21 protein-coding genes are annotated in these 21,300 nt (G+C 62.4%); 10 read left to right on the top strand and 11 right to left on the bottom strand.

Annotated elements, in window-relative coordinates:
• The first annotated feature begins 50 nt into the window (after window positions 1-50).
• Window positions 51-1,364: an adenylosuccinate synthase gene (locus tag SM763_RS04005; RefSeq protein WP_065270870.1), complete on the top strand. Its 1,314-nt coding sequence runs from the start codon at window positions 51-53 to the stop codon at window positions 1,362-1,364.
• Window positions 1,364-1,603, top strand: a complete 240-nt coding sequence (locus SM763_RS04000) for a DUF2842 domain-containing protein (protein ID WP_065270869.1) — start codon at window positions 1,364-1,366, stop codon at window positions 1,601-1,603. The genes SM763_RS04005 and SM763_RS04000 overlap by 1 nt, the downstream gene beginning before the upstream one ends.
• Window positions 1,604-1,702: 99 nt before the next feature.
• Here SM763_RS04000 and SM763_RS03995 read toward each other — a convergent pair whose 3' ends face one another.
• Window positions 1,703-3,865, bottom strand: coding sequence for a chemotaxis protein CheA (locus SM763_RS03995; RefSeq protein WP_368997652.1), 2,163 nt, complete (start codon window positions 3,863-3,865; stop codon window positions 1,703-1,705).
• Between the two features lie 139 nt (window positions 3,866-4,004).
• On the opposite strand from SM763_RS03995, the gene SM763_RS03990 reads away from it, so the two are divergent.
• Entirely contained in the window at window positions 4,005-4,676 is a 672-nt protein-coding gene (locus SM763_RS03990; RefSeq protein WP_368997650.1) for a thiamine diphosphokinase, read from the top strand.
• Here SM763_RS03990 and SM763_RS03985 read toward each other — a convergent pair.
• From SM763_RS03985 to SM763_RS03975, 3 genes are read right to left on the bottom strand one after another with little or no spacing between them, the layout of a single operon-like run.
• Window positions 4,642-5,577, bottom strand: a complete 936-nt coding sequence (locus SM763_RS03985; RefSeq protein ID WP_368997648.1) for a DMT family transporter — start codon at window positions 5,575-5,577, stop codon at window positions 4,642-4,644. The two genes, SM763_RS03990 and SM763_RS03985, sit on opposite strands and share 35 nt — an antisense overlap.
• Before the next feature lie 55 nt (window positions 5,578-5,632).
• Complete coding sequence (locus SM763_RS03980; protein WP_368997646.1) at window positions 5,633-7,006, bottom strand: L-serine ammonia-lyase; 1,374 nt, start codon at window positions 7,004-7,006, stop codon at window positions 5,633-5,635.
• On the bottom strand, window positions 7,007-7,714 hold the full coding sequence (locus SM763_RS03975; protein ID WP_368997644.1) for a glutathione S-transferase family protein: 708 nt from the start codon (window positions 7,712-7,714) through the stop codon (window positions 7,007-7,009).
• A 180-nt stretch (window positions 7,715-7,894) separates the two neighbouring features.
• Here SM763_RS03975 and rpiA point away from each other — a divergent pair, with 180 nt between their 5' ends.
• The 5 genes from rpiA to SM763_RS03950 all read left to right on the top strand — a co-directional run bounded on the left by rpiA (window position 7,895) and on the right by SM763_RS03950 (window position 14,142).
• Window positions 7,895-8,683 (top strand): ribose-5-phosphate isomerase RpiA, encoded by a 789-nt coding sequence (gene rpiA, locus SM763_RS03970; RefSeq protein WP_274828289.1) that lies wholly within the window; start codon window positions 7,895-7,897, stop codon window positions 8,681-8,683.
• A 15-nt stretch (window positions 8,684-8,698) separates the two neighbouring features.
• Window positions 8,699-10,054, top strand: coding sequence for a glutathione-disulfide reductase (gene gor, locus SM763_RS03965; protein WP_274828290.1), 1,356 nt, complete (start codon window positions 8,699-8,701; stop codon window positions 10,052-10,054).
• A 79-nt stretch (window positions 10,055-10,133) separates the two neighbouring features.
• Complete coding sequence (gene hflK / locus SM763_RS03960; RefSeq protein WP_065270861.1) at window positions 10,134-11,285, top strand: FtsH protease activity modulator HflK; 1,152 nt, start codon at window positions 10,134-10,136, stop codon at window positions 11,283-11,285.
• Window positions 11,285-12,166, top strand: a complete 882-nt coding sequence (gene hflC / locus SM763_RS03955) for a protease modulator HflC (protein WP_065270860.1) — start codon at window positions 11,285-11,287, stop codon at window positions 12,164-12,166. The genes hflK and hflC overlap by 1 nt, the downstream gene beginning before the upstream one ends.
• A gap of 545 nt (window positions 12,167-12,711) precedes the next feature.
• Complete coding sequence (locus SM763_RS03950; protein ID WP_237028448.1) at window positions 12,712-14,142, top strand: Do family serine endopeptidase; 1,431 nt, start codon at window positions 12,712-12,714, stop codon at window positions 14,140-14,142.
• Between the two features lie 316 nt (window positions 14,143-14,458).
• On the opposite strand, the gene SM763_RS03945 is transcribed toward SM763_RS03950, so the two are convergent.
• From SM763_RS03945 to SM763_RS03935, 3 genes are all read right to left on the bottom strand, one after another.
• Window positions 14,459-15,127: a Crp/Fnr family transcriptional regulator gene (locus SM763_RS03945; RefSeq protein ID WP_368997642.1), complete on the bottom strand. Its 669-nt coding sequence runs from the start codon at window positions 15,125-15,127 to the stop codon at window positions 14,459-14,461.
• Between the two features lie 108 nt (window positions 15,128-15,235).
• Complete coding sequence (locus SM763_RS03940; protein WP_368997640.1) at window positions 15,236-15,844, bottom strand: peptidoglycan-binding domain-containing protein; 609 nt, start codon at window positions 15,842-15,844, stop codon at window positions 15,236-15,238.
• Window positions 15,845-15,895: 51 nt separating this feature from the next.
• Window positions 15,896-16,309 carry an OB-fold nucleic acid binding domain-containing protein gene (locus SM763_RS03935; RefSeq protein ID WP_368946980.1) on the bottom strand — a complete coding sequence of 138 codons (414 nt, stop codon included), beginning with the start codon at window positions 16,307-16,309 and terminating at the stop codon, window positions 15,896-15,898.
• Between the two features lie 153 nt (window positions 16,310-16,462).
• Here SM763_RS03935 and SM763_RS03930 point away from each other — a divergent pair, with 153 nt between their 5' ends.
• Together SM763_RS03930 and SM763_RS03925 are read left to right on the top strand one after the other, a co-directional pair.
• Window positions 16,463-16,786 carry a 2Fe-2S iron-sulfur cluster-binding protein gene (locus tag SM763_RS03930; RefSeq protein ID WP_065270855.1) on the top strand — a complete coding sequence of 108 codons (324 nt, stop codon included), beginning with the start codon at window positions 16,463-16,465 and terminating at the stop codon, window positions 16,784-16,786.
• A 134-nt stretch (window positions 16,787-16,920) separates the two neighbouring features.
• The gene (locus SM763_RS03925; RefSeq protein WP_368997638.1) at window positions 16,921-17,616 is read left to right on the top strand and encodes an FG-GAP repeat domain-containing protein; all 696 of its coding nucleotides are present in this window, start codon (window positions 16,921-16,923) and stop codon (window positions 17,614-17,616) included.
• 105 nt (window positions 17,617-17,721) lie between these two features.
• Here SM763_RS03925 and SM763_RS03920 read toward each other — a convergent pair whose 3' ends face one another.
• The 4 genes from SM763_RS03920 to purD all read right to left on the bottom strand — a co-directional run bounded on the left by SM763_RS03920 (window position 17,722) and on the right by purD (window position 21,161).
• Complete coding sequence (locus SM763_RS03920; protein WP_368997636.1) at window positions 17,722-18,204, bottom strand: GNAT family N-acetyltransferase; 483 nt, start codon at window positions 18,202-18,204, stop codon at window positions 17,722-17,724.
• Window positions 18,201-18,818: a LuxR C-terminal-related transcriptional regulator gene (locus SM763_RS03915; RefSeq protein WP_065270854.1), complete on the bottom strand. Its 618-nt coding sequence runs from the start codon at window positions 18,816-18,818 to the stop codon at window positions 18,201-18,203. Before SM763_RS03915 ends, SM763_RS03920 begins: the two co-directional genes overlap by 4 nt.
• A 112-nt stretch (window positions 18,819-18,930) precedes the next feature.
• Entirely contained in the window at window positions 18,931-19,812 is an 882-nt protein-coding gene (locus SM763_RS03910) for a bestrophin family protein (RefSeq protein WP_368997634.1), read from the bottom strand.
• Window positions 19,813-19,895: 83 nt separating this feature from the next.
• Window positions 19,896-21,161 carry a phosphoribosylamine--glycine ligase gene (gene purD / locus SM763_RS03905; protein WP_368997632.1) on the bottom strand — a complete coding sequence of 422 codons (1,266 nt, stop codon included), beginning with the start codon at window positions 21,159-21,161 and terminating at the stop codon, window positions 19,896-19,898.
• Window positions 21,162-21,300 lie beyond the last annotated feature (139 nt).

Below are 21,300 nucleotides of genomic sequence, written 5' to 3'. Positions count from 1 at the left end.
CACCGCTATACCGGCCCGGGTTTGAACCAGACAGCTATAAAGGACCGGATATGGCCAATGTCGTCGTAGTCGGCGCCCAGTGGGGCGACGAGGGAAAAGGCAAGATCGTGGACTGGCTGAGCGAGCGCGCCGATGTGATCGCGCGCTTTCAGGGCGGCCATAACGCTGGCCATACGCTGGTCATCGACAGCAAGGTCTACAAGCTGCACGCGCTGCCCTCTGGTGTTGTGCGTGGTGGCAAGCTGTCGGTCATCGGCAACGGCGTGGTTCTTGATCCCTGGCACCTGATCAAGGAGATCGAAACCGTGCGGGAACAGGGCGTCGATATCACGCCCGAGACGCTGATGATCGCCGAAAACACGCCGCTGATCCTGCCGCTGCATGGTGAGTTGGATCGCGCCCGCGAAGAAGCCGCCAGCAAGGGCACCAAGATCGGTACCACCGGTCGTGGCATTGGCCCGGCATACGAAGACAAGGTAGGCCGCCGTGCCATCCGCGTTGCCGACCTGGCAGACGAAGCCACGCTGGAGGCCCGGGTGGACCGGGCGCTGCAGCATCACGATCCGCTACGCAAGGGACTTGGCGTCGACCCGATCGACCGCGACGCGCTGATCGCGCAGCTGAAAGAGATCGCTCCCAAGATCCTGCCCTATGCGGCGCCGGTCTGGAAGGTTCTCAACGAAAAACGCAAGGCCGGAAAGCGGATCCTCTTCGAAGGAGCCCAAGGCGCGCTGCTGGATATCGATTTCGGCACTTATCCCTTTGTGACCTCCTCCAATGTGATTGCAGGTCAAGCGGCCACGGGTGTCGGTATCGGGCCTGGGTCCATCGACTATGTTCTGGGCATCGTCAAAGCCTATACCACCCGCGTGGGGGAAGGCCCGTTCCCGACAGAACTGCTGGGCGCCGACGGCAAACCCGATGCGGATGGTGAACGCCTTGGCACACGCGGGCATGAATTCGGCACCACTACCGGCCGTCAGCGCCGCTGTGGCTGGTTCGATGCTTGCCTAGTGCGCCAGACCTGCGCCACCTCTGGCATCAACGGTATTTCGCTGACCAAGCTGGACGTTCTGGATGGGTTCGAGACGCTGAAGATCTGCACCGGCTACGATCTGGACGGAGAACGTCTGGATTACCTGCCGACCGCGGCAGACCAGCAGGCCCGCTGCACGCCGATCTACGAGGAAATGCCCGGCTGGTCCGAATCCACCGAAGGCGCGCGCAGCTGGAACGACCTGCCTGCCAATGCCATCAAGTACGTGAAACGCGTGGAAGAGCTGATCGAATGCCCGGTTGCGCTTCTCTCCACCAGCCCGGAGCGGGATGACACCATTCTGGTGACAGACCCGTTTGCGGACTGATGGCGGATAAACCCCGTCTCAGCTACAAGGCCCGTCGTCGCTGGGCGCTGGTGCTGCTGCTGATTGGCATGCCGCTTTATATCGTCATCGCGGTGACTATCCTCAATCTGCTGAACCGACCGCCGGTGGTGGTTGAACTGCTGGTCTATGCGGTGCTGGGCATCGCCTGGGCGCTGCCGTTCAAGTTCGTGTTTCGGGGTATCGGTCAGGCCGACCCGGATCAGCCACCGGAAGAATAGACCCGGTCCGGTAAGAGCATATCCAAATGCAAAAAAGGCGGGCTGTTCGGCCCGCCTTTTCGTTTGGATGGTTTGGGTGCAAACCCCTACCGCGTCGGATTAGCCAACGGCCCGTTTGGCCGGGCGGAAGCCGGTTTCCTCGGTTGCGGCAAAGCGGCCGTTTTCGGAGCGCTCGATCTTGCCTTCCCGCAGCAACTGCCCAAAGGAGCGCAGCCCGTCTTCGCGATTGAATTCGGCAGCGCCTGCATCGCGCACCTTGTTCATCAACTGTGGGCGGGAGAAGTGATCGCGGCCTTCGACAAAGCTCATATAAGCGGCTGCGGCCTCCAGCAAATCCTGCAGCTCGACCGCGCCGCGCTCTGCGGCATAGGCCGCGAAATCTGCGGCATTGGCATCCGAGGCAGAGCCTTCATCCTTCAGCACCGAAATCCGACGCGGGCGCACGGGGCGCGTGGCTTGCGGCGTGCTGCTGGCGTTGTCCTCGGCTGCGGGGGAGGGATCGATGCGCTGCTCCGCCACCAGTTTCAAAGGCGCGGGACGGGACGCATTGCTCCGTTCGCGCGCGCTGCGGGCACCGGTCGGTACCGGCCGACGCGGTTTAACCACGCTGGCCAGATCCTGGCGGTAGGCGTCTTCACTGTTTTCGCTACCTGCGCTGCCACCGGCAGAGCGATCTGCCTCGGCTGCTGCCACCGCGGCGCGCAGATGGCCGTAGGTTTCTCGCGAAGAGGCGGTTTCCGGCGCGTCGAGTTTGGCATCTGCTGCATCCATCAGCCGCGATACATCGCTGTCGGGGAAATCTGCGGAAGGGGCTGCCGGGCGTTTCTTTGCAGCATCCTCGGCGATAGCTGCCGCTTCGGCCTCTTCGGTGCTTTCTTCTGCCGTCGCGGTTTCCGCTTTCTGCTCTTCCTGCCGGTCTTCTTCGGTCTCTTGCGAGGCGGCGAGGAGTTCGGCCTCGACTTCTGCCAGCTCGCGCATCAGATCGGCTTCATCCTCGTCCGACAGACTGCTGTCGACGCCAGGGGTTGCGGAGGCAGTGGCGGGCTCGTCCTCGGCGCTGTCGGAAAGGTTTGTCAGGGCACCTGTGGCGACAACCTGTTCAAGATCGGCCCGTTTGACTTTGATAACACGGGCGCGCATCGGACGGCGCGGCTCCTCAGCCGCTTCCGGCTCGGCCTGGTCAAGTTCGGCGGCTGGTTCAGCCTGTTCCGGTTCAGCCTGTGCCTCTGGCTGCGCGGTTTCCTGTTCCGGGGCTGTCTCGGGCGCAGGTTCAGCTTCAACCGCTGCCTCTACAACGGGCTGATCCGCTACGCTGTTCTCGGCTTCGGCGTTGCTTTTGTCCAGCTGGGCCAGAACGCGAGAGATCTCGTCATCCTCCGAAGTGTCTTCGTCGACTTTGGCTTCCTCTGCGGCCGCGTCCTCGGCCAGGGCTTCGGAGATGTCGCTTGCGGCCTCTGACAGGATGCTTTCGGCGTGTTCGTCTTCGGAGAAATCCTCTTGTGGGGTCTGGGACACCACGGCACGGATCCGGCGCAGTTTGGCGGCGATGCTTTCGGCGGCAGCGGCGTCACGCTTCGGCGCTTTCGGCTCTGCGATTTCCACTTCGGCGCTTTCGTCTTCAGCTGCTTTGGCGGGCTTTGAGTCTTCGTCTTCTGCAGCTTCGGCGACTTCACTGTCATGGGCTGCGGCAGCGGCCGAGATGGCGGCGATCTTGTCCGCGTCAGGAGCTGGGGGCTGTGCCTGCTCTTCGTCGGCTAGGGGGTCGGCATCGCCGTCCGCCTCATCAGTATCCGTTGCTTTCGTGGGTTCTTCTGCGGCCTCGTCGGCGGAGGCTTCGGGCGCCGGGGAATCTTCGATGCTCGGCTCGGCTGCGCTGTGTTCTGTCGGCTCTGGCTGTTCGCTGGTCGGAGCGACAGTGTCTTCAACATCTGTTTTCTGGGTACCTCTAACCTGCGCTTCTTCAGTCGGTGCGTCTGAAACCGCTGCGTCTGCAGCGGGCTGTGGCGCTGTGGCGGCGCGCAGATGGATGCCTTCGGTGCTGGTGCGGGCCTCGACCTGACGTGCGATCTCCCGCTGCGCAATACGGGCGAGCATGTCTGCGTCGGGCTGCGGCGGTTCGGCACCGAAATATCGGTCGTCAGAGGCCAGGTCACGAAAATACTCTGCAATCGCCTTCATGGTGCCAAAGGAGTCCTCGAACCCTTCCAGCGTGCAGGAGAATGTCCCGTAAGAAACGGTCAAAACTTTGTTATTTTGTACCATAGGGCTGCGCGTCCTCACCAAAGTCGTTGACGTTTACAGTATGGATCAGGTCGTCAAATTCTGCGCGAATCCGTGCAATTGATCGTATCATTTTGTGTTTAGATTGTGGCCTGTTTCCAGATCTGCGAGAAATCCCGGCATGAATAAGCTGATTGTTGATGAGATGACGCCAGTAACCCTGGTTGGTGGCGGTCATCTGGGTCTGGAAGACCTGAATGAGGCGTTGCGCCATGCGCCGGTGCTCGTGGCTGCGGACGGCGGCGCGGGGGCCGCGCTGGAGCAGGGACACGTACCTGAGGCGGTGATCGGGGACTTCGATTCGCTGCCTGAGGCGGTACAAAACCGTTTGCCTGCGGAAAACCTGTTCCATCTTCCAGAGCAGGACACCACGGATTTTGACAAGGCGCTGCGGTCGATCCGAGCGCCGGTGGTACTGGGGGCGGGGTTCCTTGGGGCGCGCGTCGATCACCAGTTGGCGGCCTTTCACACGCTTATCCAGCCCGGGCGCAGCCCCTGCATTCTGATCGGTGCGACTGAACTGGTATTTCACGTCACCCGGCGTATTGCCCTGCCGATGGCGGCGGGCGATGTGGTGTCGCTGTTCCCGATGCAGCCGGTAACCGGACGCTCCGGTGGGCTGGTCTGGCCGATCGAGGGGCTTCAGATGTGCCCGACCAGCCGGATCGGAACATCCAACCGCGCCGTGGGGCCGGTCTGGATCGAAGCGGATGGGCCGGGGTTGCTGGGCATCGTGCCGCGCCGCTATCTGGCACCACTTATGCAGGTGATTGCGTCACCGGGGCCTTGCTAGATTGCGCCGCTTGCCGCGCCACGGCCTGTTCGCGCAGGATTACGTAAAGACCCGCCGCAACGGTGATGGTGATCCCAAGGGCGGCGAGGCCATCCGGCAGTTCGATGAAGATCAGCCAGCCGAACAGGGTGGCCACCGGGATTTCCAGATACTGCATCGGCGCCAGGGTTGCGGCCGGGGCATAGCGCAGGCTCCAGGTCATCAGCAGATGCGCGCCGGTGCCAAGTACCCCGATGCCAAGCATCAGAAAGCTGGTCCACAGATCCGGAATCACGATCTGCAATCCCTCGATCCCCAGCGGATCGCCGATCAGCAGCAGCGGCGCCAGCATAACACAGGCCATCGTGCCGGATACGGCCTGTAGGCTGATCGGATCTGTCTCCTTGGCGATCTGCCGGGTGACCATCATGAACAGGGCAAAGATCACCGCCACCGCCAGCGGCCAGAGGGCGTGCAGGCCAACTTCGGCAAAGCTGGGCTGGATCACCAAGAGGGTGCCCGCAAAGCCGACAACGCAGGCCAGGATGCGGCGCAGGCCGACCTCTTCGAGCAGGATGAACTTGCCGATCAGCAACATGATAAAGGGCATGACAAAGGCAATCGCCACCGCATCCGCAAGCGGCAGGTATTTGAGGGCGGTAAACATCGCGCCGATCCCGCCGATATGCAGCAGGGTACGCAAAAAGGTCAGCCGCAGCACACGCCCGCGCATGCGCCACATGCGGGCGCCCCCCCAGACCAGCGGCATCAGCAGAATCACCTGTGCGGCAAAACGGACAAAAATCAGCTCTCCCAGTGGGATATGCTGGCCAAGCAGTTTGGCCACCGCATCGCCCAGCGGCGCGAGGATGCAAAAGCCAAGCATCAGAAGGATGCCGAGAAGGGGACGATCTTGGGTCATGAAACGCACGCTAGGCGGGCGTCCCGGGAAGGGCAAGACAGGTAATCCTGCCTGATCAACAATTTGGCACGTTTACGGCCAGCCCCCCAAGCGATGTTTCCTTGTATTTTTCATTCATGTCGGCGCCGGTCTGCCGCATGGTTTCGATCACCGCATCAAGCGGCACAAAATGATGCCCGTCGCCGCGCAGGGCCAGCGATGCGGCGGAAACCGCCTTTATCGCGCCCAGACCGTTGCGCTCGATACAAGGCACCTGCACCAGACCTTTGACCGGATCGCAGGTCATGCCCAGATGGTGTTCCAGCGCGATCTCGGCGGCGTTTTCGACCTGTTCGGGGTTGCCGCCCATCACGGCGCAAAGACCGGCAGCCGCCATCGCGGCAGCGGAGCCCACTTCGGCTTGGCAGCCCGCTTCGGCGCCCGAGATGGAGGCGTTGAATTTCACCAGCCCGCCGATTGCGGCGGCGGTCAGCAGGAAATCCTCGATATTGCGCTCGGATGCGCCTGGGACGTGATCGAGGTAATAGCGCATGACGGCCGGCAGCACCCCGGCTGCGCCATTGGTGGGGGCGGTCACCACCTGTCCGCCGGCGGCGTTCTCTTCGTTGACGGCAATCGCGTAGACGCTGATCCAGTCGTTGATCGTATGCGGCGCAGTCAGGTTCATGCCGCGCTCGGCTATCAGTGCCTCGTGGATCCCCTTGGCGCGGCGGCGGATGCTGAGACCACCGGGCAGGATGCCGTCGCGCTCCAGTCCGCGGTTGATGCAATCGTTCATCACCTGCCACAGCCGCGCGGTGCCCTCTTTCAGGCTGATTTCACTGCAGCGGGAGACCTCGTTTGCGCGTTTCATGGCGGCGATGCTTTTGCCGCTGCGCTTCGCCATTTCCAGCATCTCGGCGGCGGATTTGAACGGGTAGGGCACCGGCGCGCCTTCATCCGTCGCCTTGCCGGCGGCCAGTTCTTCTTCGGTCAGCACAAAGCCACCGCCGACAGAGTAGAACACCTGCCGCAGGATCACGTCGCCCTGCGCATCGGTGCCCATCAGGATCATGCCGTTGGCGTGGCCTTCAAGCGTGTGATCGTAGTCGAAGATCAGATCCGTCTTGGGGTTGTAGGCCAGCGTGCCCAGCCCCTCGGGGCTGACCTGACCGGTCTCGCGGATTTGGGCCAGCGCGGTTTCGGCCTTTTCGTCGTCGTAGGTGTCGGGGCGGAACCCGGCGAGGCCCAGGGTGGTGGCGCGGTCACTGGCGTGGCCGACGCCGGTAAAAGCCAGCGATCCATGCAGCGAGGCGCGCAGCCCGTGAAAATCAAAGGGCGAGGCGCGCATCTGGTCAAGGAACCGCGCCGCTGCCACCATCGGGCCCATGGTGTGCGAGGACGAGGGGCCGATGCCCACTTTGAACATATCAAAAACGGAGAGGAACATTCAGGTAGCCGATCCTTCTGGGGGATTTGCGTAAACAGGGGCGGTGAAGGGCGCAGGACCCAGACCTTCGGCGGTCTGGGCGGCAGCCGCAGCGGGGCGCTGCTCAAGGCGGTGCAGCATGGCAGAGAGGCGCGGATAGGCGGCCAGATCGAACCAGCTGCGATCCCGGCTCATGGGATACAGCGCCATCCAGCGCATCAGGCAGGCGAGATAGAGGTCCAGTATCGAAGGATCCTCTGCCGCCAGCCAGATGCCGCCGTCGCTGGTTGCGCGCTCCAGCGTGGTCAGATGTGTTGTGAGGCGGTCGGTCAGATGACGGTGCAACGTATCCTGCTGCGCCAGATCATCGCCGATGTATTTCTGCGGGTAGAACAGCATGCGCAGGTCAGCATGCAGGGTGTTAGACAGAAAGAACAACCACTTCAGCGTCCATCCCCGGTCCGGACTATCCGCCATCGGCAGCAGCGCAGCGTGGCGGTCGGCCAGCCACAACAGGATCGCGCCGGTCTCGAACAGGGTGCCAGCAGGCGTTTCCAGTACCGGGATCAGCCCCTGCGGGTTGAGGCTGCGATAGGCTGGGCTGTCCAGCGCGCCGCCCCGGCGGTCGATCAGAACCGTCTCATAGGGTTGCTGCATCTCTTCCAGCGCCAGCCGGATCACCAGCGAAGCGTTGTCAGGGGCATAGTGAAGGCGGTAGCTGGGCGTCATGGGGCAACCTTAGAAATACTCGTCACAGGGGTAACGTCCGTTTCCGGCGTTTCCAATAGGAAACACGCCAAAGGCTCCGCAGCCGCCAAGGATACATGGCAAAAGCCGTGGAATTGTTTCTCGCCCTTCCGGGGGACATTCTTTATAAGGCCATCAAACCCTTATCACGGAGCCGTTACTATGGCCGGAGAACTGTCACCCATCGACAAGGCAAAATTCGTTGCCGCGAAACGGGCTGCCGATCTGGTCGAGGATGGCATGCGCGTGGGGCTGGGAACCGGATCCACCGCCGCCTGGCTGGTGCGCTGCCTTGGCGAGATGGTGCGCGAACAGGGTCTGAATTTCACGGCGGTGCCGACCTCGACCCGCACGGCGGAGCTGGCGCGTGAAATGGGCATCCGGGTGATTTCGCTGGATGAGGCCAAGTGGCTCGACCTGACCATCGACGGCGCTGATGAATTTGACGCCGACCTCAACCTGATCAAGGGCGGCGGCGGTGCGCTGTTGCAGGAGAAGATCGTCGCGACCGCATCCGATCAAATGGTTGTTATCGCCGATGCCGGAAAAGAGGTGGAAACACTGGGGGCTTTCCCGCTTCCGGCAGAGGTGATTCCCTTTGGTTGGCAGACCACTCAGGCGTTGATCGAGGAAACCCTTGTTTCTATGGATGTTCTGGGGCGTACAGCGACGTTGCGGATGAATGGTGATGCGCCGTTTGTGACGGATGAAGGCAACTATATTCTGGACCTGCATCTGAAGCGGATCGGCAATTGCCGGCAGCTTGCCATGGTGCTGAACCAGATCCCCGGTGTGGTTGAAAACGGACTCTTTATCGATATTTGTGACACCGTCATCATCGGCTATGGCGATGGTGAGGTTGAAACACGCGATATCAATGAAGGAACCGTGGAGAAGGACAGGCTCGACTTTGTCGAGACCGACAACCTGTTCACGGATCTGGCGGACTGAAAAGGCTGAAATTCCATGAGTTTTGATTATGATCTCTTTGTCATTGGCGGTGGCTCCGGCGGCGTACGCGCGGCACGTGTGGCGGCTGGCGGTGGTGCCAAGGTCGCCCTGGCCGAGGAAGACCGCTATGGCGGGACCTGCGTGATCCGTGGCTGTGTGCCCAAGAAACTGATGGTTTTTGCCAGCGAATACTCTGGTATGGTCGAGGATGCACAGGCCTATGGCTGGGACATTCAGCCCGGCGCCTTCAACTGGGATGCCTTCAAGGGCAAGCTGGAAGCGGAGCTGGACCGGCTCGAAGGGATCTACCGCAATCTTCTGAAAAACAGCGGTGTCGAAAGCTTTGATGCGCGCGCAAAACTGGTCGACGCCCATACGGTGGAGCTGTCCGACGGGACCCGCAAAAGCGCCAAGCACATCCTGATCGCCACCGGTGGCCGCCCCATCGTGCCGGAATTCCCGGGCAGCGATCTGGCGATCACCTCAAACGATATTTTCCACCTTGATAAACTGCCTGAGAGCATCCTGATTGTCGGCGGCGGCTATATCGCCTGCGAATTTGCCGGCATCATGAACGGGCTGGGCGTGAAAACCACGCAATACTACCGCGGTGCGCAGATCCTGCGCGGCTTCGACGATGAGGCGCGCGGTCTGGTCTCCGATGAAATGTGCCAGGCTGGGATCAACCTGCATCTGGGCACCAATGTGATCGAGATGGCTCGCGAGGGCGACAAGATCCGCGTCAAGGCCACCAATGGCGATGAGGCGCTGTTCGATCAGGTGATGTATGCCACCGGTCGTGCGCCCAATGCCGATGATCTGGGGCTCGAAGGTCTTGGCATCGAACGCGGCCGCAAGGGCGAGATTCTGGTCGATGAGTACAGCCAAACCGGGGTGCCGTCTGTCTATGCAATTGGCGATGTGACCGACCGGGTCAACCTGACGCCGGTAGCGATCCGCGAAGGCATGGCCTTTGTCGAAACCGTGTTCAACGGCAACCCGACAAGCCCGGATCATGAGCTGATCCCGACGGCAATCTTCACCCAGCCTGAAATGGGCACCGTGGGGCTGAGCGAGGAAGACGCAGCCAAGCAGGAGCCGATCGAGGTCTATGCGACATCGTTCAAGCCGATGCAGCAGGCCTTTGCCGGGCGCGCGCAGCGGGTTCTTATGAAACTGGTCGTCAGCCAGGCCACTCGCAAGGTGCTGGGATGCCATATCGTCGCACCCGGCGCGGGCGAGATGATCCAGCTGGCAGGCATTGCGGTCAAGATGGGCGCGACAAAAGAAGACTTTGACCGGACCGTGGCGGTGCACCCGACCATGTCCGAAGAGCTTGTGACGATGAAGACTCCGGTCCGGACCGCTTGAATTATCGGTTTCGGACCACAGGTTAGGTCGCAGGAAAACATGTGCCGCAACCATGCGGCAGCAAAGGGATAGGAGACACATGGCGGGAAATAGCGGTGGTCCCTGGGGGGGCGGAGGCTCTTCCGGTGGCGGTGGAGGCAACCGGGGCGATAACAACGGCGGTGGCGGCGGCGGTGGCCGTCGCCCCGAGGATCCTCAGATTCCCGAAATCGACGAGCTGCTCAAGAAGGGCCAGGAGCAATTCCGGGTCCTGATGGGCGGCCGGGGCGGTGATGGCTCCGGCGGTGGTGGTCGCGGTGGTTCCGGCGGCGGTGCGCCGCTGTTCACCAAAGGCACCGTAGCCATTGGCGCGATTGCCGCTGCGGTTTTGTGGGGCATGGCCAGCTTCTATTCGGTCAAGACCGAAGAACGCTCTGTCGAACTGTTCCTTGGCGAATACTGGGATACCGGCCAGCCCGGTCTGAACTTTGCCCCCTGGCCGCTGGTCACCTACGAGGTGATCCCGGTTCTGGTCGAGCAGACCGAGAACATCGGCGCAGGTTCGCGCGGGGTTGATGCCGGGCTGATGCTGACGGGCGATGAGAATATCATCGACGTCGATTTCCAGGTCGTCTGGAACATCAACGAGCCGGACAAGTACCTGTTCAACCTGCGCGATCCGCGGGCCACGATTCAGGCTGTCGCCGAATCCGCTATGCGGGAAATCATTGCCCAGTCCGAACTGGCACCGATCCTCAACCGGGACCGGGGTGTGATTACCTCGCGGCTTGAGGAGCTGATCCAGTCGACGCTGGACAGCTACGACAGTGGCGTGAACATCGTCAGGGTCAACTTTGATGGTGCCGATCCGCCAGAGCCTGTGAAGGATGCCTTCCGCGAAGTGCAGTCCGCCGGTCAGGAACGTGACCGTCTGGAAAAACAAGCGGATGCCTATGCCAACCGGAAACTGGCCTCCGCACGGGGTCAATCCGCACAGACGCTGGAAGAGGCCGAAGCCTATCGTGCTCAGGTGGTCAACCAGGCCAGCGGTGAAGCCAGCCGTTTCTCGGCGGTTCTTGCCGAATATGAAAAGGCGCCTGAGGTGACCCGCAAGCGTCTGTATCTGGAGACCATGGAAGAGGTGCTGGGCAACGTGGACAAAGTCATCATCGACTCGTCCGTCGGCGAAGGCGGCCAGGGCGTGGTGCCTTATCTGCCGCTTAACGAGTTGCGCCGGACGGAGGGCAAATGATGAAAAAGACTACGTTTATCCTCCCCATTCTGGTGATCGCCGTTGTCGCGGCCCTGTCCGCTGTCTTCATCGTGGACGAGCGCGAAAAGGCACTGGTGCTGCGCTTTGGCCGTGTGGTCGCGGTACAGGAACAGCCCGGTCTGGCCTTCAAGGTGCCGCTGATCGACGAGGTTGTCACCTATGATGACCGGATCCTCAGCCTTGAGGTTGGCCCGCTGGAAGTCACACCCGAGGATGACCGCCGTCTGGTGGTCGATGCCTTTGCCCGCTACCGGATCACCGATCTGCGTCAATTCCGTGAGGCGGTGGGTGCCTCCGGCATTCCGGGCGCAGAAAACCGTCTGGACAAGATCATGCGCGCTCAGACGCGTGAGGTACTGGGCTCCGTTAGCTCGAATGACATCCTGTCTTCGGACCGGGCTGCCCTGATGCTGCGCATCCGCAACGGTGCGATCAGCGAGGCCAGCGGTTTCGGGATTGAGGTGATCGACGTGCGTCTGAAGCGTACCGACCTGCCGCAGGCCAACCTCGATGCTACCTTTGCGCGGATGCGCGCCGAGCGTGAGCGAGAGGCCGCCGACGAGATCGCCCGCGGTGAGGAAGCCGCCCAGCGGGTGCGTGCGCAAGCGGACCGGACCGAGGTCGAATTGGTGTCCGAAGCTGAACGCGAAGCCGAAGTCATTCGCGGTGAAGCGGATGCGGAGCGCAACGCGATCTTCGCCGAAGCCTATGGCCGCGATCCGGAGTTCTTCGAGTTCTACCGTAGCCTCACCGCCTATGCGCGGTCGATGCAGGACGGCAATTCCTCGATGGTTCTGTCGCCGGACAGCGAGTTCTTCAACTACCTGAAATCCTCGACCGGTGGAGTTTCGACGCGATAACGCGCTGGTTTCACAGGGTTTCGAAGAGTTTCAAAAATAAAAGGGGGCCGACATTGCGTCGGCCCCCTTTTCATTTGCTCTGCGTGGCTTGCGTCGCGTTGGAGGGGCAGCCGGGCTGACGTCCGCTGCTGGTGTCTCCCCAGCCCTGGTCTGGCGGGAAAAGGCGGGAAAAGGCAGGGGCTGCAAGGAACACCCTGAGCTGCACCAAACCTGCAATTTTGTTCAAAACCTTGTGATGATCGCCGCGCCGGGCATCCTGGTGGATTCTTGGTGCCCTTTAAGTGACGGATTAAATGGGGGAAAATGGCGTGCTCCGGTTCTCTACCGCTTTCACTTTGCCTCGAAGACGTGCAACATTCATTGCAGCGAGGGAGAGAGTCCCTACATTAATCCCATCCTGTACTTCTGCCGATCACGCGTGGAACCGCAGGCAGAGGTCAGGAGGAAAAACCGGAATGGCGATGACAAGGAGTAGTGCCGTGCAAGCACAGGCAATTTCTTATTCTGATGCGCAGGACAGGACAGGGGCGCTATGGCGGCTTCTGATGCTCGCCCTGATCAGCAGCATCATGGTACTGGCCCAGGTCCTGATGGCCCAGGCCCGCCCCGAAAGCCTGGCACCGCTGGCGGAAAAAGTCAGCCCTGCTGTAGTCAACATCACCACCACGACCGTGATCGAAGGCCGGTCTGGTCCACAGGGGATCGTCCCCGAAGGCTCTCCCTTCGAAGATTTCTTTCGCGAGTTCCAGGACCGCAATGGAAGCAATGGCGGCAATGACCGTCCCCGCCGCTCTTCGGCACTTGGCTCCGGCTTCGTGATCTCCGAAGACGGCTATATTGTCACCAACAACCACGTGATCGAATCCGCTGACGAGATCGAGATCGAATTCTTCCCCGGCGACGGCCAGCCTGCACAGCCGCTCCCGGCGAAGGTGGTGGGCACCGACCCCAATACCGATATCGCCCTGTTGAAGGTCGATGCGCCGATGCCGCTGAAATTCGTGACCTTTGGCGACAGTGACACCGCCCGTGTGGGTGACTGGGTGATTGCCATGGGTAACCCGCTGGGGCAGGGGTTCTCTCTGTCGGCGGGCATCGTCTCCGCCCGTAACCGGGAACTTTCGGGTTCCTATGACGACTACATTCAGACGGACGCAGCCATCAACCGGGGTAACTCGGGCGGGCCGCTGTTTAATATGGATGGCTCGGTTGTCGGCGTGAACACGGCGATCCTGTCGCCTAATGGCGGCTCCATCGGGATTGGCTTTTCGATGGCGTCGAACGTGGTCAGCAAGGTGGTTAAACAGCTGAAGGAATTCGGCGAAACCCGCCGTGGCTGGCTGGGTGTGCGTATCCAGGACGTGACCAGTGACGTGGCCGAGGCGATGGGCATGGACAAAGCCAAAGGCGCTCTGGTTACAGACGTTCCCGAAGGTCCGGCACAAGAGGCCGGCATGCTGGCGGGCGATGTGATCCTCAGCTTTGACGGCAACGATGTCGAAGACACCCGCAGCCTGGTGCGCACCGTGGGTAACACCGAAGTCGGCAAGACCGTGCGCGTGATCGTCTACCGTGAAGGCAAGACTGAGACGCTCAAGGTCACGCTGGGTCGTCGTGAAGATGCCGAGCGCAAGGCCGGTCCTGCCGGTGGGGACGATACCCCGCAGGAGCAGACCGAGAAGCAGCTTCTGGGTCTGTCGGTTGGCGTTCTGAACGACCAGCTACGTGGTGAACTGAATGTCCCCGAAGGCACCAATGGTCTGGTGATCCTGTCGGTCGACGAAACCTCGGAAGCCTGGGAGAAGGGCCTGCGCGCAGGTGATGTGATCACCGAAGCCGGGCAGCAGAAACTCTCTGGCATCAGCGATCTGGAGGCCCGTATCGACGAGGCCAAGGAAGCGGGCCGCAAGTCGCTCCTGCTGCTGGTCCGCCGCAACGGTGAGCCGCGTTTCGTGGCGCTCAATCTGGCGGAATAATCCACGGACCTGCCGCCGGGCGCGGCGCAGGACTTCGTGCAAAAGGCCGGGCATTGTCCCGGCCTTTTCTATTTGGGGCCGGAGGCGGGTGGCGCCACGCTGAGCTCTGGGCTCTGGGCTCTGGGCGCGAATAGAAAAGAGCCATGTGCTGGCGGGCACATGGCTCTTGTAGGTACAGGCGGGCATTGGGATGGAACGGTAAATGCCTGCCCTTGAAATGACCTTCGCAGATCAGCGGTCCCGGCTCTGTGACCCAGTTCACACCAATGTCAGAAAATGTGTTTCAGGGGCGTTTGGCGCCAGGATGTCGTCTGGCTCAGATCAGCTCTGGTTCCGCCAGCAGGCCCAGGGCCGTGCGATCCAGGATCTGCAGGGCGCCGCGGTTGATTTCGATGATGCCGCTGCGTTTCCAGTTTGACAGGGTTTTCGACACCGCCTCGCGGGTGGCACCGACAAATTCGGCAAGCTCGCTTTGCGACAATCCGAGGCGCCCGTCGCCGCCGTCCGGGGTGAGGTACAGCAGTTTGCGGGCCAGCCGGACCGGCATCGGCAGAAACACCTGCTCGTTCAGCTGTGCATTCATCCAGCGCATGCGCTGCCCGGCCAGCCGCAGCAAGTCTCCGGCCAGCTCCGGGTGCTGCTGGATCTGGGCCAGCACATCCCGGTTACGCAGCCGCCGGATACGGCTGGGCTCGCTGGCGGTGACTGTCGCGGTGCGGGCTCCCGGATCAAACAGGGCGATCTCTCCGAACACCGCTCCGGGGCGCATCAGATCGAGCGTCAGCTTGCGCCCCGCGATGGACAGGATCGAGAACTCCAGGGCGCCCTCGATGATGGCATAAAGCGCATCGCCGGTATCGCCTTGCTCGAACAGGACTTCGCCTTGGGACAGCCGGATGTCACTGGCCTGGCTTTCCAGCATCTGCCGCAGCGGCGCCGAGGCCCCGGAAAGGAACCCTGTGTCCGGCAGGCGGTCATGTCGCATCGTGTCATCTCCGCAGAGGTTTGTCCGGGGTGCCGTTTTCCGGCGCCGGTACGGTCTTTTGCGCCAGACACTATCAGAGGCAGGGCGGGCGGGGAACTGCTGTTGCGCTTACGATTTCGGGATCGCGATCAGGCCCAGACGGCGGGCGCTGTCCAGCGACAGGATGTGGCTCTCAAGGCCGTGTCGCTGCTGATAGCGCAGGATCGCCTGCCGCGTGGGCCGGTCCAGCTTGCCGGTAACGCTGCCCTTGTAGTGCCCCCGCACGGCCAAGGCGCGCTGTAGCGAGGCGATGAAGTCCGGCGTCATGTCGACGGGGCAGGTGATCTGCAGCCAGCTTTCGGTGCGCGGGCGCACGATGTCCTGCCGGGTTTCGGTGCGGAAGACAGCGGGCTGAACAATCCGGCCATCGGCGTCGCGCTGTTCCGGCTCGGCCAGAACCTGGACAGTTACCGTTTCGATGATGGCGGGGCTGACGTGGCGGTCCCAGCAACTGTCCGGCGCCGCGCCGGGCGGGGCTGCAGGTCGGGAGCGCGCATCGGCGCCGGTGCCGGGGGCACTGGCTGGTGTACAGGCGCTGAGCGCTGCGAATGTCAGAAGGATGACCGAGGACTGGAGCAGGGGCCGCCGCAGCAACCCTGCCAGATGTCTTATCTGGGGCGGCATCGACGGGCGTTTCAGCTGTCGTATCTGGAGCCTCGGCAAGGGGGCGCTGATCATATGCTCGGACCTCTGAGGGTCTGCAGGCAGACCGGCGGGTTTTGCCGCAGGTTAGTCCATTTTCTGCACTGGCGCAAAGGCCGGATCCTCGCTGCGTCCCTGACGGCTCAGCAGGATGTCCAGCATGCCCGAGATATCCTCGATCCCTTCGGCAATCACATGGGTGACACCGTCGCCGCGTTGCAGGCGGCCGGTGATCCGCAGAAGCCGCCCGGAAATGACGGCGCGGCGGTAGGCCTCGTATACCTTGCGCCAGACGATGACATTCACCACCCCGGTTTCATCCTCCAGCGTGATGAAGATCACCCCTTTGGCGGTGCCGGGGCGCTGGCGCAGGATCACCAGCCCGGCCACCGTGACGCGGGCCTGTTGCGGCACCCGCTCCAGCTCGGCAGCCCTGAGGCAGGCGGGCGGGCGAGGCCATCCGGGGGCGGTGCGGCTTTTCTGTGGTGGGGCGGGTGTCATCGTGACGCTTTGGTGGTTTGGAAATTTAGGAACAAAAATAGAACATGTGCCGTCAAAGTCCACCCCTGGCCCGGGGCAGGGCAGATTGCACTGGTGCAGCGGCGGGGCCTTGGATAAACAAGCGGGAAGGACCGAGAAGGGGAAGAAACGACCATGGCAAAGATTACCTATGTCGAGCACAACGGCACCGAGCATGTTGTGGAAGTGGCCAACGGGCTGACCGTGATGGAAGGCGCGCGGGATAACAATATTCCGGGGATTGAAGCCGACTGCGGCGGCGCCTGTGCCTGCTCCACCTGCCACGTCTATGTCGATCCTGCCTGGGTCGAGAAGCTGCCCGCCAAGGATGACATGGAAGAGGACATGCTGGATTTCGCCTTTGAGCCCGATCCCGAGCGCTCCCGTCTGACCTGTCAGCTGAAGGTGACGGATGCTCTGGACGGTCTCGTTGTAAAGATGCCCGAAAAGCAGATCTGATGACTTTGCCGGGGGCAGGAGCGCGGCGTCTGCCGTCACGATCCTGGCCCCGCACCATCCGCCGCGCGGGGCAGGTGTTATGCATGTGGCTCCTGTGCGGGGGAGTTTTTGGCAGCGGTTCGGCCACGGCGCAAATGGGAAAAAATGACATCGGTCATTGGTACCCGAGCGGAAGCGAGATCCTGTTCGCCGAGTATACCGGCCCGACGACACGCTATGCCCATGGCGTACTGGGGGACGCGGTAGAATGGTCCGGTCTTTCCCTGACATTTGCAGGGCCGAATGGCACCACGATGCGTGTCGAGATCGAATTACCCAAGGATCATGTATTCGAGGATCTGCAGCCCCGTCTGGTGGATCTGTCACTGGATGGCCGTGCCGACGCTGTCATGGTCGTGGAAACGGACATGGCGCGGGGGGCGGCGCTGGCGCTTTATGGCGCTACCGGGAAGATCGCGGAGACACCACACATCGGGCAAAGCAACCGCTGGCTGGCCCCTATCGGCGCGGCGGATCTGGATGGCGATGGCCATGTGGAGCTTGCCTATATCGACCGGCCGCATCTGGCCAAGACACTGCGCATCTGGCGCTATGACGGCAGGACGCTGACCGAGGTTGCAAGCCTGCCTGGGCTGACCAATCACCGGATCGGGCAGGATTTCATCACCTCCGGCATTAGCAGCTGTGAAAACGACCCCGAGATTGTGACCGCCAATGCCAGCTGGTCCCGCATCATGGCCTCCCGCCTGACCGTCGCGGGGATCAAGACCCGCGACATTGGCCCCTTTTCCGGGACGCAGTCGGTTGAGGATGCCCTGACCTGCGAATAAGGCAACATGCCTGCCGAGGTGCGGCGCCGACGCAAGGGCTGGAAGCATTCAGTGAATGCGCCTCAGCGGGCGGGAGGGCGACGATGCACCCTCGAAGCAGACCTCTCAGACAGGGCGACGAAAGGTCAGCGAGGTTGGCTGGTCATAGCCGGGATGCGCCGTGGCGCCGACCTGCACAAATCCCAGCCGTGAAAAAGTCTGGTGGTTCTCAACCAACTCCACGCGGGTTTGTAGCTCCACGGCGGGCAGGCCCAGTTCCCTTGCCCGCTGGGCCGCATGATCCACCAGAATGCGCGCCAGACCGGCGCCGCGGCTGCTTTCCTCCACCGCCAGTTTTCCAAGATACAAACAGTCCGGTTTCGGGGTCAGGAACACGCAGGCCAAGGGCGGCGTGCCCAGGATCCAGATCTCGCCGCGTCGGCATTGTTCCTGCAGCGCCTCTACCGTCAGACGCCGCATCGAGGAGGGCGGATCGATGCGCCCCTCCATGAAGGCAAAGCTGCGCCGGATCAGGTCGAGAACCGCCTCAAGACGTGCATCCGACGCGGCCAGGCGCTCCGGTGTCAGCCGTGAGGAAACGCCAGTCACGGGCTGTTGCCGCCCACCACGTGATCGCCGCCGATATCCCCGAGCGAGGAGAACAGGCTGGCGGTATTGTTGGCTCCAACCTTTTTCAGAAGCCGCGCCCGGTGCACCTCGACCGTGCGATAGCTGAGCGTCAGGATCCGGGCGATCTCCTTGCTGGTCTTGCCTTCACGCAGCAGCGAATAGACCTCGCGTTCGCGCCGGGTGAGCGGCTGATAAGGGCGCACACCCGACAGGTCGGCAAAGCTCCAAACCGCGCGGCCCAGCGGCTCATCTGGGGTAAAGGTATGGCCCCGCACCCGCACCCAGAACAGATCCCCGGTCTTGCGCTTCATCACCCGCTCGTCCCAGTAGGGATTGCCCTGTCCAAGGCTCTTGTCACCGCGGTTTCGCAGGTTCTGGAACTCTTCGTCCGACGGGTAGAGGAAGGAAAACAGCTGGTCCAGCAGCTCTTCGCGCGCATAACCGAACATGTCGCAGAACCGTTGATTGCATTCCCGCAGCACGCGGTTTTCCGTCACCACGATGCCGACGGGGGAATATTCAAAGGCAAGTTGTGCCAGATCGCGGTCGGCATAGAGCCTGTCCAGCGTGGCGGGATCCGGGTGTTTGTCCATTGTGCATTGTGCCTCCCAGGCTTGACCCAAGTTAGTAACCTACCGCAAAGCTGCTGAAAACACTTATAGACAGCGCAAAAGCCGCAGGGCGGGCCGGGCAATGGGCGCGCTCTCAGGTCAGGATATAGTTCTGCGGTGTCATCGGCGCGGGCGGGGTTTGCGCCAGATGGTCGCAAAGAGAAATTTCGGCCGTCCGGCACACCGCATCCAGCGGCAGGCCGTTCACGGTTTCGCCGAATGGGTGCGACAATTCCTCGGTCACCTCGGCAAGGCCGAAGAACACATAGGCCACGATGGCGACAAAGACGGGGGTCATCCAGCCGGTGCTTTCCAGCAGCGCAAAGGGGATCAGCAGGCAGTAGAGATAGGTGGTCCGGAACACCAGCAGCGAGTAGACGTAAGGCAGCGGCGTCGCGGCGATCCGTTCGCATCCGGCCTGGGCCAGGGTGATCGAGGACAGGCGCTCTGACAGCGCCTTGCGGGCAAACCCGTCGGGCGCGGATTGTGCGGCCAATGTCGTCATCCGGTTCATCACGGCGCAGGGCGGATGCGGCGCCTGCGAGAAATCCTCACCGGCCCATGCGTTTGCCTGGGTGAAATCCGATGATTTGCGCAGATTGATCCGGTGCAGGTGGATGAACCCCAGCGCCAGTCGCAACAGTTGTTGCCGATCTTCGCGCTGCGGCAGGAACAGCTCCGCATCGCGGCCAAGCGCCCGCAGATCGGCAAGCAGCTGCCCCCAGAGGCAGCGCCCCTCCCACCAGCGTTCATAGGCGGCGTTGTTGCGGAAACCGAGAAACAGCGACAGGGCCACGCCGAAGACCGCAAAGGGCGCGGCGTTGGTGTGGGGCAGCGCAAGAATATTTCCGTCCAGCCAGACCACCACAGCGGCCAGTGCGGAGACCGCAAGAATGCGCGGCAGTATGCGGGGCAGGACAGAGCCACGCACCGCAAACAGCAACGCCACAATGCCGGGCTTTTCGCGCAGGATCATCGGCAGGGTCCTTCAACAAAAGTGGGAGTGGTCAACTGAGGGCTGCCCCGGACCAGGTCGGCAGCCCCCGGAAACTGTACCTGCTACGACAGGGCGCGCCAGCCGATGTCACGGCGGAAGAACCCGTCTTTCCAGTCGATCTGGTCGACCATCGCATAGGCCCGGTCGCGGGCTTCAGCCAGGCTGTCGCCGCGGGCGGTGACGTTCAGCACCCGGCCGCCATTGGCCAGAACCTTGCCGCCGTCTGCCTTGGTGCCGGCATGGAAGACCATATTGCTGCTGTCCTCGGGCAGGGCGTCCAGACCGCCGATCTCGGTGCCTTTTTCGTAAGAGCCGGGATAGCCGTTTGCCGCCATGACAACGGTGATGGCGTGGTCATCGCCCCAGTTCACCTGCGCTTCACTCAGGCGGCCTTCGGCGGCGGCGTGCATCAGGTCCAGCGCCTGGGCGCCAAGACGCATCATCAGAACCTGACATTCCGGATCGCCAAAGCGGACGTTGTATTCCACCAGACGGGGCTGACCATCCTTGATCATCAGACCGGCATAAAGAACGCCCTGATAAGGCGCGCCGCGCCGGGCCATTTCGGCCATGGTGGGTTTGACGATCTCTTCCATGGCGCGGGCTTCGATCTCGGCCGATAGCACGGGGGCCGGGGAATAGGCGCCCATACCGCCGGTGTTGAGACCGGTATCGCCTTCGCCGACGCGTTTGTGATCCTGCGCGGTGCCGATGGACAGCACGTCCTCGCCATCCACCAGTACAAACAGCGACGCTTCCTCGCCCTCCATGAACTCCTCGACCACCACCTCGGCGCCCGCGCCGCCGAAACTGCCACCGAACATGTCCTCGATGGCATCCAGCGCGGTCTGTTCATCCATCGCAACGATGACGCCCTTGCCAGCGGCCAGACCGTCGGCCTTGACCACGATGGGGGCGCCTTGTTGCTTCACATAGGCCTTGGCGGCCTCGGCATCGGTGAAATGGCCATAGGCTGCGGTTGGCGCCTTGGCCGCGTCGCAGATCTCCTTGGTAAAGCTTTTGGAGGCTTCCAGTTCCGCCGCCGCCTGCGAGGGGCCAAAGACCAGAATGCCCGCCTCGCGCAGCCGGTCCGCAACGCCTGCGGCCAGCGGCGCCTCGGGGCCGACGATGACGAAATCGATGGCGTTTTCCTCGGCAAAGGTCACCACCGCGCCGCCTTGCTCGATATCAAGGCTGGCACAATCGGCGATCTGGGCAATGCCCGCATTGCCCGGCGCCACGATCAGCTTGTCGCATTTGGGGTTCTGCATCACCGCCCATGCCAAAGCATGTTCGCGCCCGCCGCTGCCAAGGATAAGGATATTCATCGCGTCTTCTCCGGTCTGTCCGCCCCGGAACCGGAGCGTATATCGCCATGCGGCAGCGGCCTGTCTGGAGCAGGAAATGACACCTGCGCCGGGGGCTTGCCATGCTTGTCGCGGGTTCTATGCTGCGCGGGCCTGTAAA

Source organism: Pseudophaeobacter sp. C1-32P7, from assembly GCF_041008775.1.
GTDB classification, from domain to species: Bacteria; Pseudomonadota; Alphaproteobacteria; order Rhodobacterales; family Rhodobacteraceae; genus Phycobacter; species Phycobacter gallaeciensis_A.
The sequence above is the reverse complement of the archived record's forward strand: the minus strand, read 5'-3'. Positions and strand labels throughout refer to the sequence as shown.

Bases quoted from the DNA above. Each gene is read 5' to 3' on its own strand.
- SM763_RS04005 (WP_065270870.1), top strand. From the start codon at position 51: ATGGCCAATGTCGTCGTAGTCGGCGCCCAGTGGGGCGACGAGGGAAAA.
- SM763_RS04000 (WP_065270869.1), top strand. From the start codon at position 1,364: ATGGCGGATAAACCCCGTCTCAGCTACAAGGCCCGTCGTCGCTGGGCG.
- SM763_RS03995 (WP_368997652.1), bottom strand. From the start codon at position 3,865: ATGGTACAAAATAACAAAGTTTTGACCGTTTCTTACGGGACATTCTCC.
- SM763_RS03990 (WP_368997650.1), top strand. From the start codon at position 4,005: ATGAATAAGCTGATTGTTGATGAGATGACGCCAGTAACCCTGGTTGGT.
- SM763_RS03985 (WP_368997648.1), bottom strand. From the start codon at position 5,577: ATGACCCAAGATCGTCCCCTTCTCGGCATCCTTCTGATGCTTGGCTTT.
- SM763_RS03980 (WP_368997646.1), bottom strand. From the start codon at position 7,006: ATGTTCCTCTCCGTTTTTGATATGTTCAAAGTGGGCATCGGCCCCTCG.
- SM763_RS03975 (WP_368997644.1), bottom strand. From the start codon at position 7,714: ATGACGCCCAGCTACCGCCTTCACTATGCCCCTGACAACGCTTCGCTG.
- rpiA (WP_274828289.1), top strand. From the start codon at position 7,895: ATGGCCGGAGAACTGTCACCCATCGACAAGGCAAAATTCGTTGCCGCG.
- gor (WP_274828290.1), top strand. From the start codon at position 8,699: ATGAGTTTTGATTATGATCTCTTTGTCATTGGCGGTGGCTCCGGCGGC.
- hflK (WP_065270861.1), top strand. From the start codon at position 10,134: ATGGCGGGAAATAGCGGTGGTCCCTGGGGGGGCGGAGGCTCTTCCGGT.
- hflC (WP_065270860.1), top strand. From the start codon at position 11,285: ATGAAAAAGACTACGTTTATCCTCCCCATTCTGGTGATCGCCGTTGTC.
- SM763_RS03950 (WP_237028448.1), top strand. From the start codon at position 12,712: ATGCTCGCCCTGATCAGCAGCATCATGGTACTGGCCCAGGTCCTGATG.
- SM763_RS03945 (WP_368997642.1), bottom strand. From the start codon at position 15,127: ATGCGACATGACCGCCTGCCGGACACAGGGTTCCTTTCCGGGGCCTCG.
- SM763_RS03940 (WP_368997640.1), bottom strand. From the start codon at position 15,844: ATGATCAGCGCCCCCTTGCCGAGGCTCCAGATACGACAGCTGAAACGC.
- SM763_RS03935 (WP_368946980.1), bottom strand. From the start codon at position 16,309: ATGACACCCGCCCCACCACAGAAAAGCCGCACCGCCCCCGGATGGCCT.
- SM763_RS03930 (WP_065270855.1), top strand. From the start codon at position 16,463: ATGGCAAAGATTACCTATGTCGAGCACAACGGCACCGAGCATGTTGTG.
- SM763_RS03925 (WP_368997638.1), top strand. From the start codon at position 16,921: ATGGGAAAAAATGACATCGGTCATTGGTACCCGAGCGGAAGCGAGATC.
- SM763_RS03915 (WP_065270854.1), bottom strand. From the start codon at position 18,818: ATGGACAAACACCCGGATCCCGCCACGCTGGACAGGCTCTATGCCGAC.
- SM763_RS03910 (WP_368997634.1), bottom strand. From the start codon at position 19,812: ATGATCCTGCGCGAAAAGCCCGGCATTGTGGCGTTGCTGTTTGCGGTG.
- purD (WP_368997632.1), bottom strand. From the start codon at position 21,161: ATGAATATCCTTATCCTTGGCAGCGGCGGGCGCGAACATGCTTTGGCA.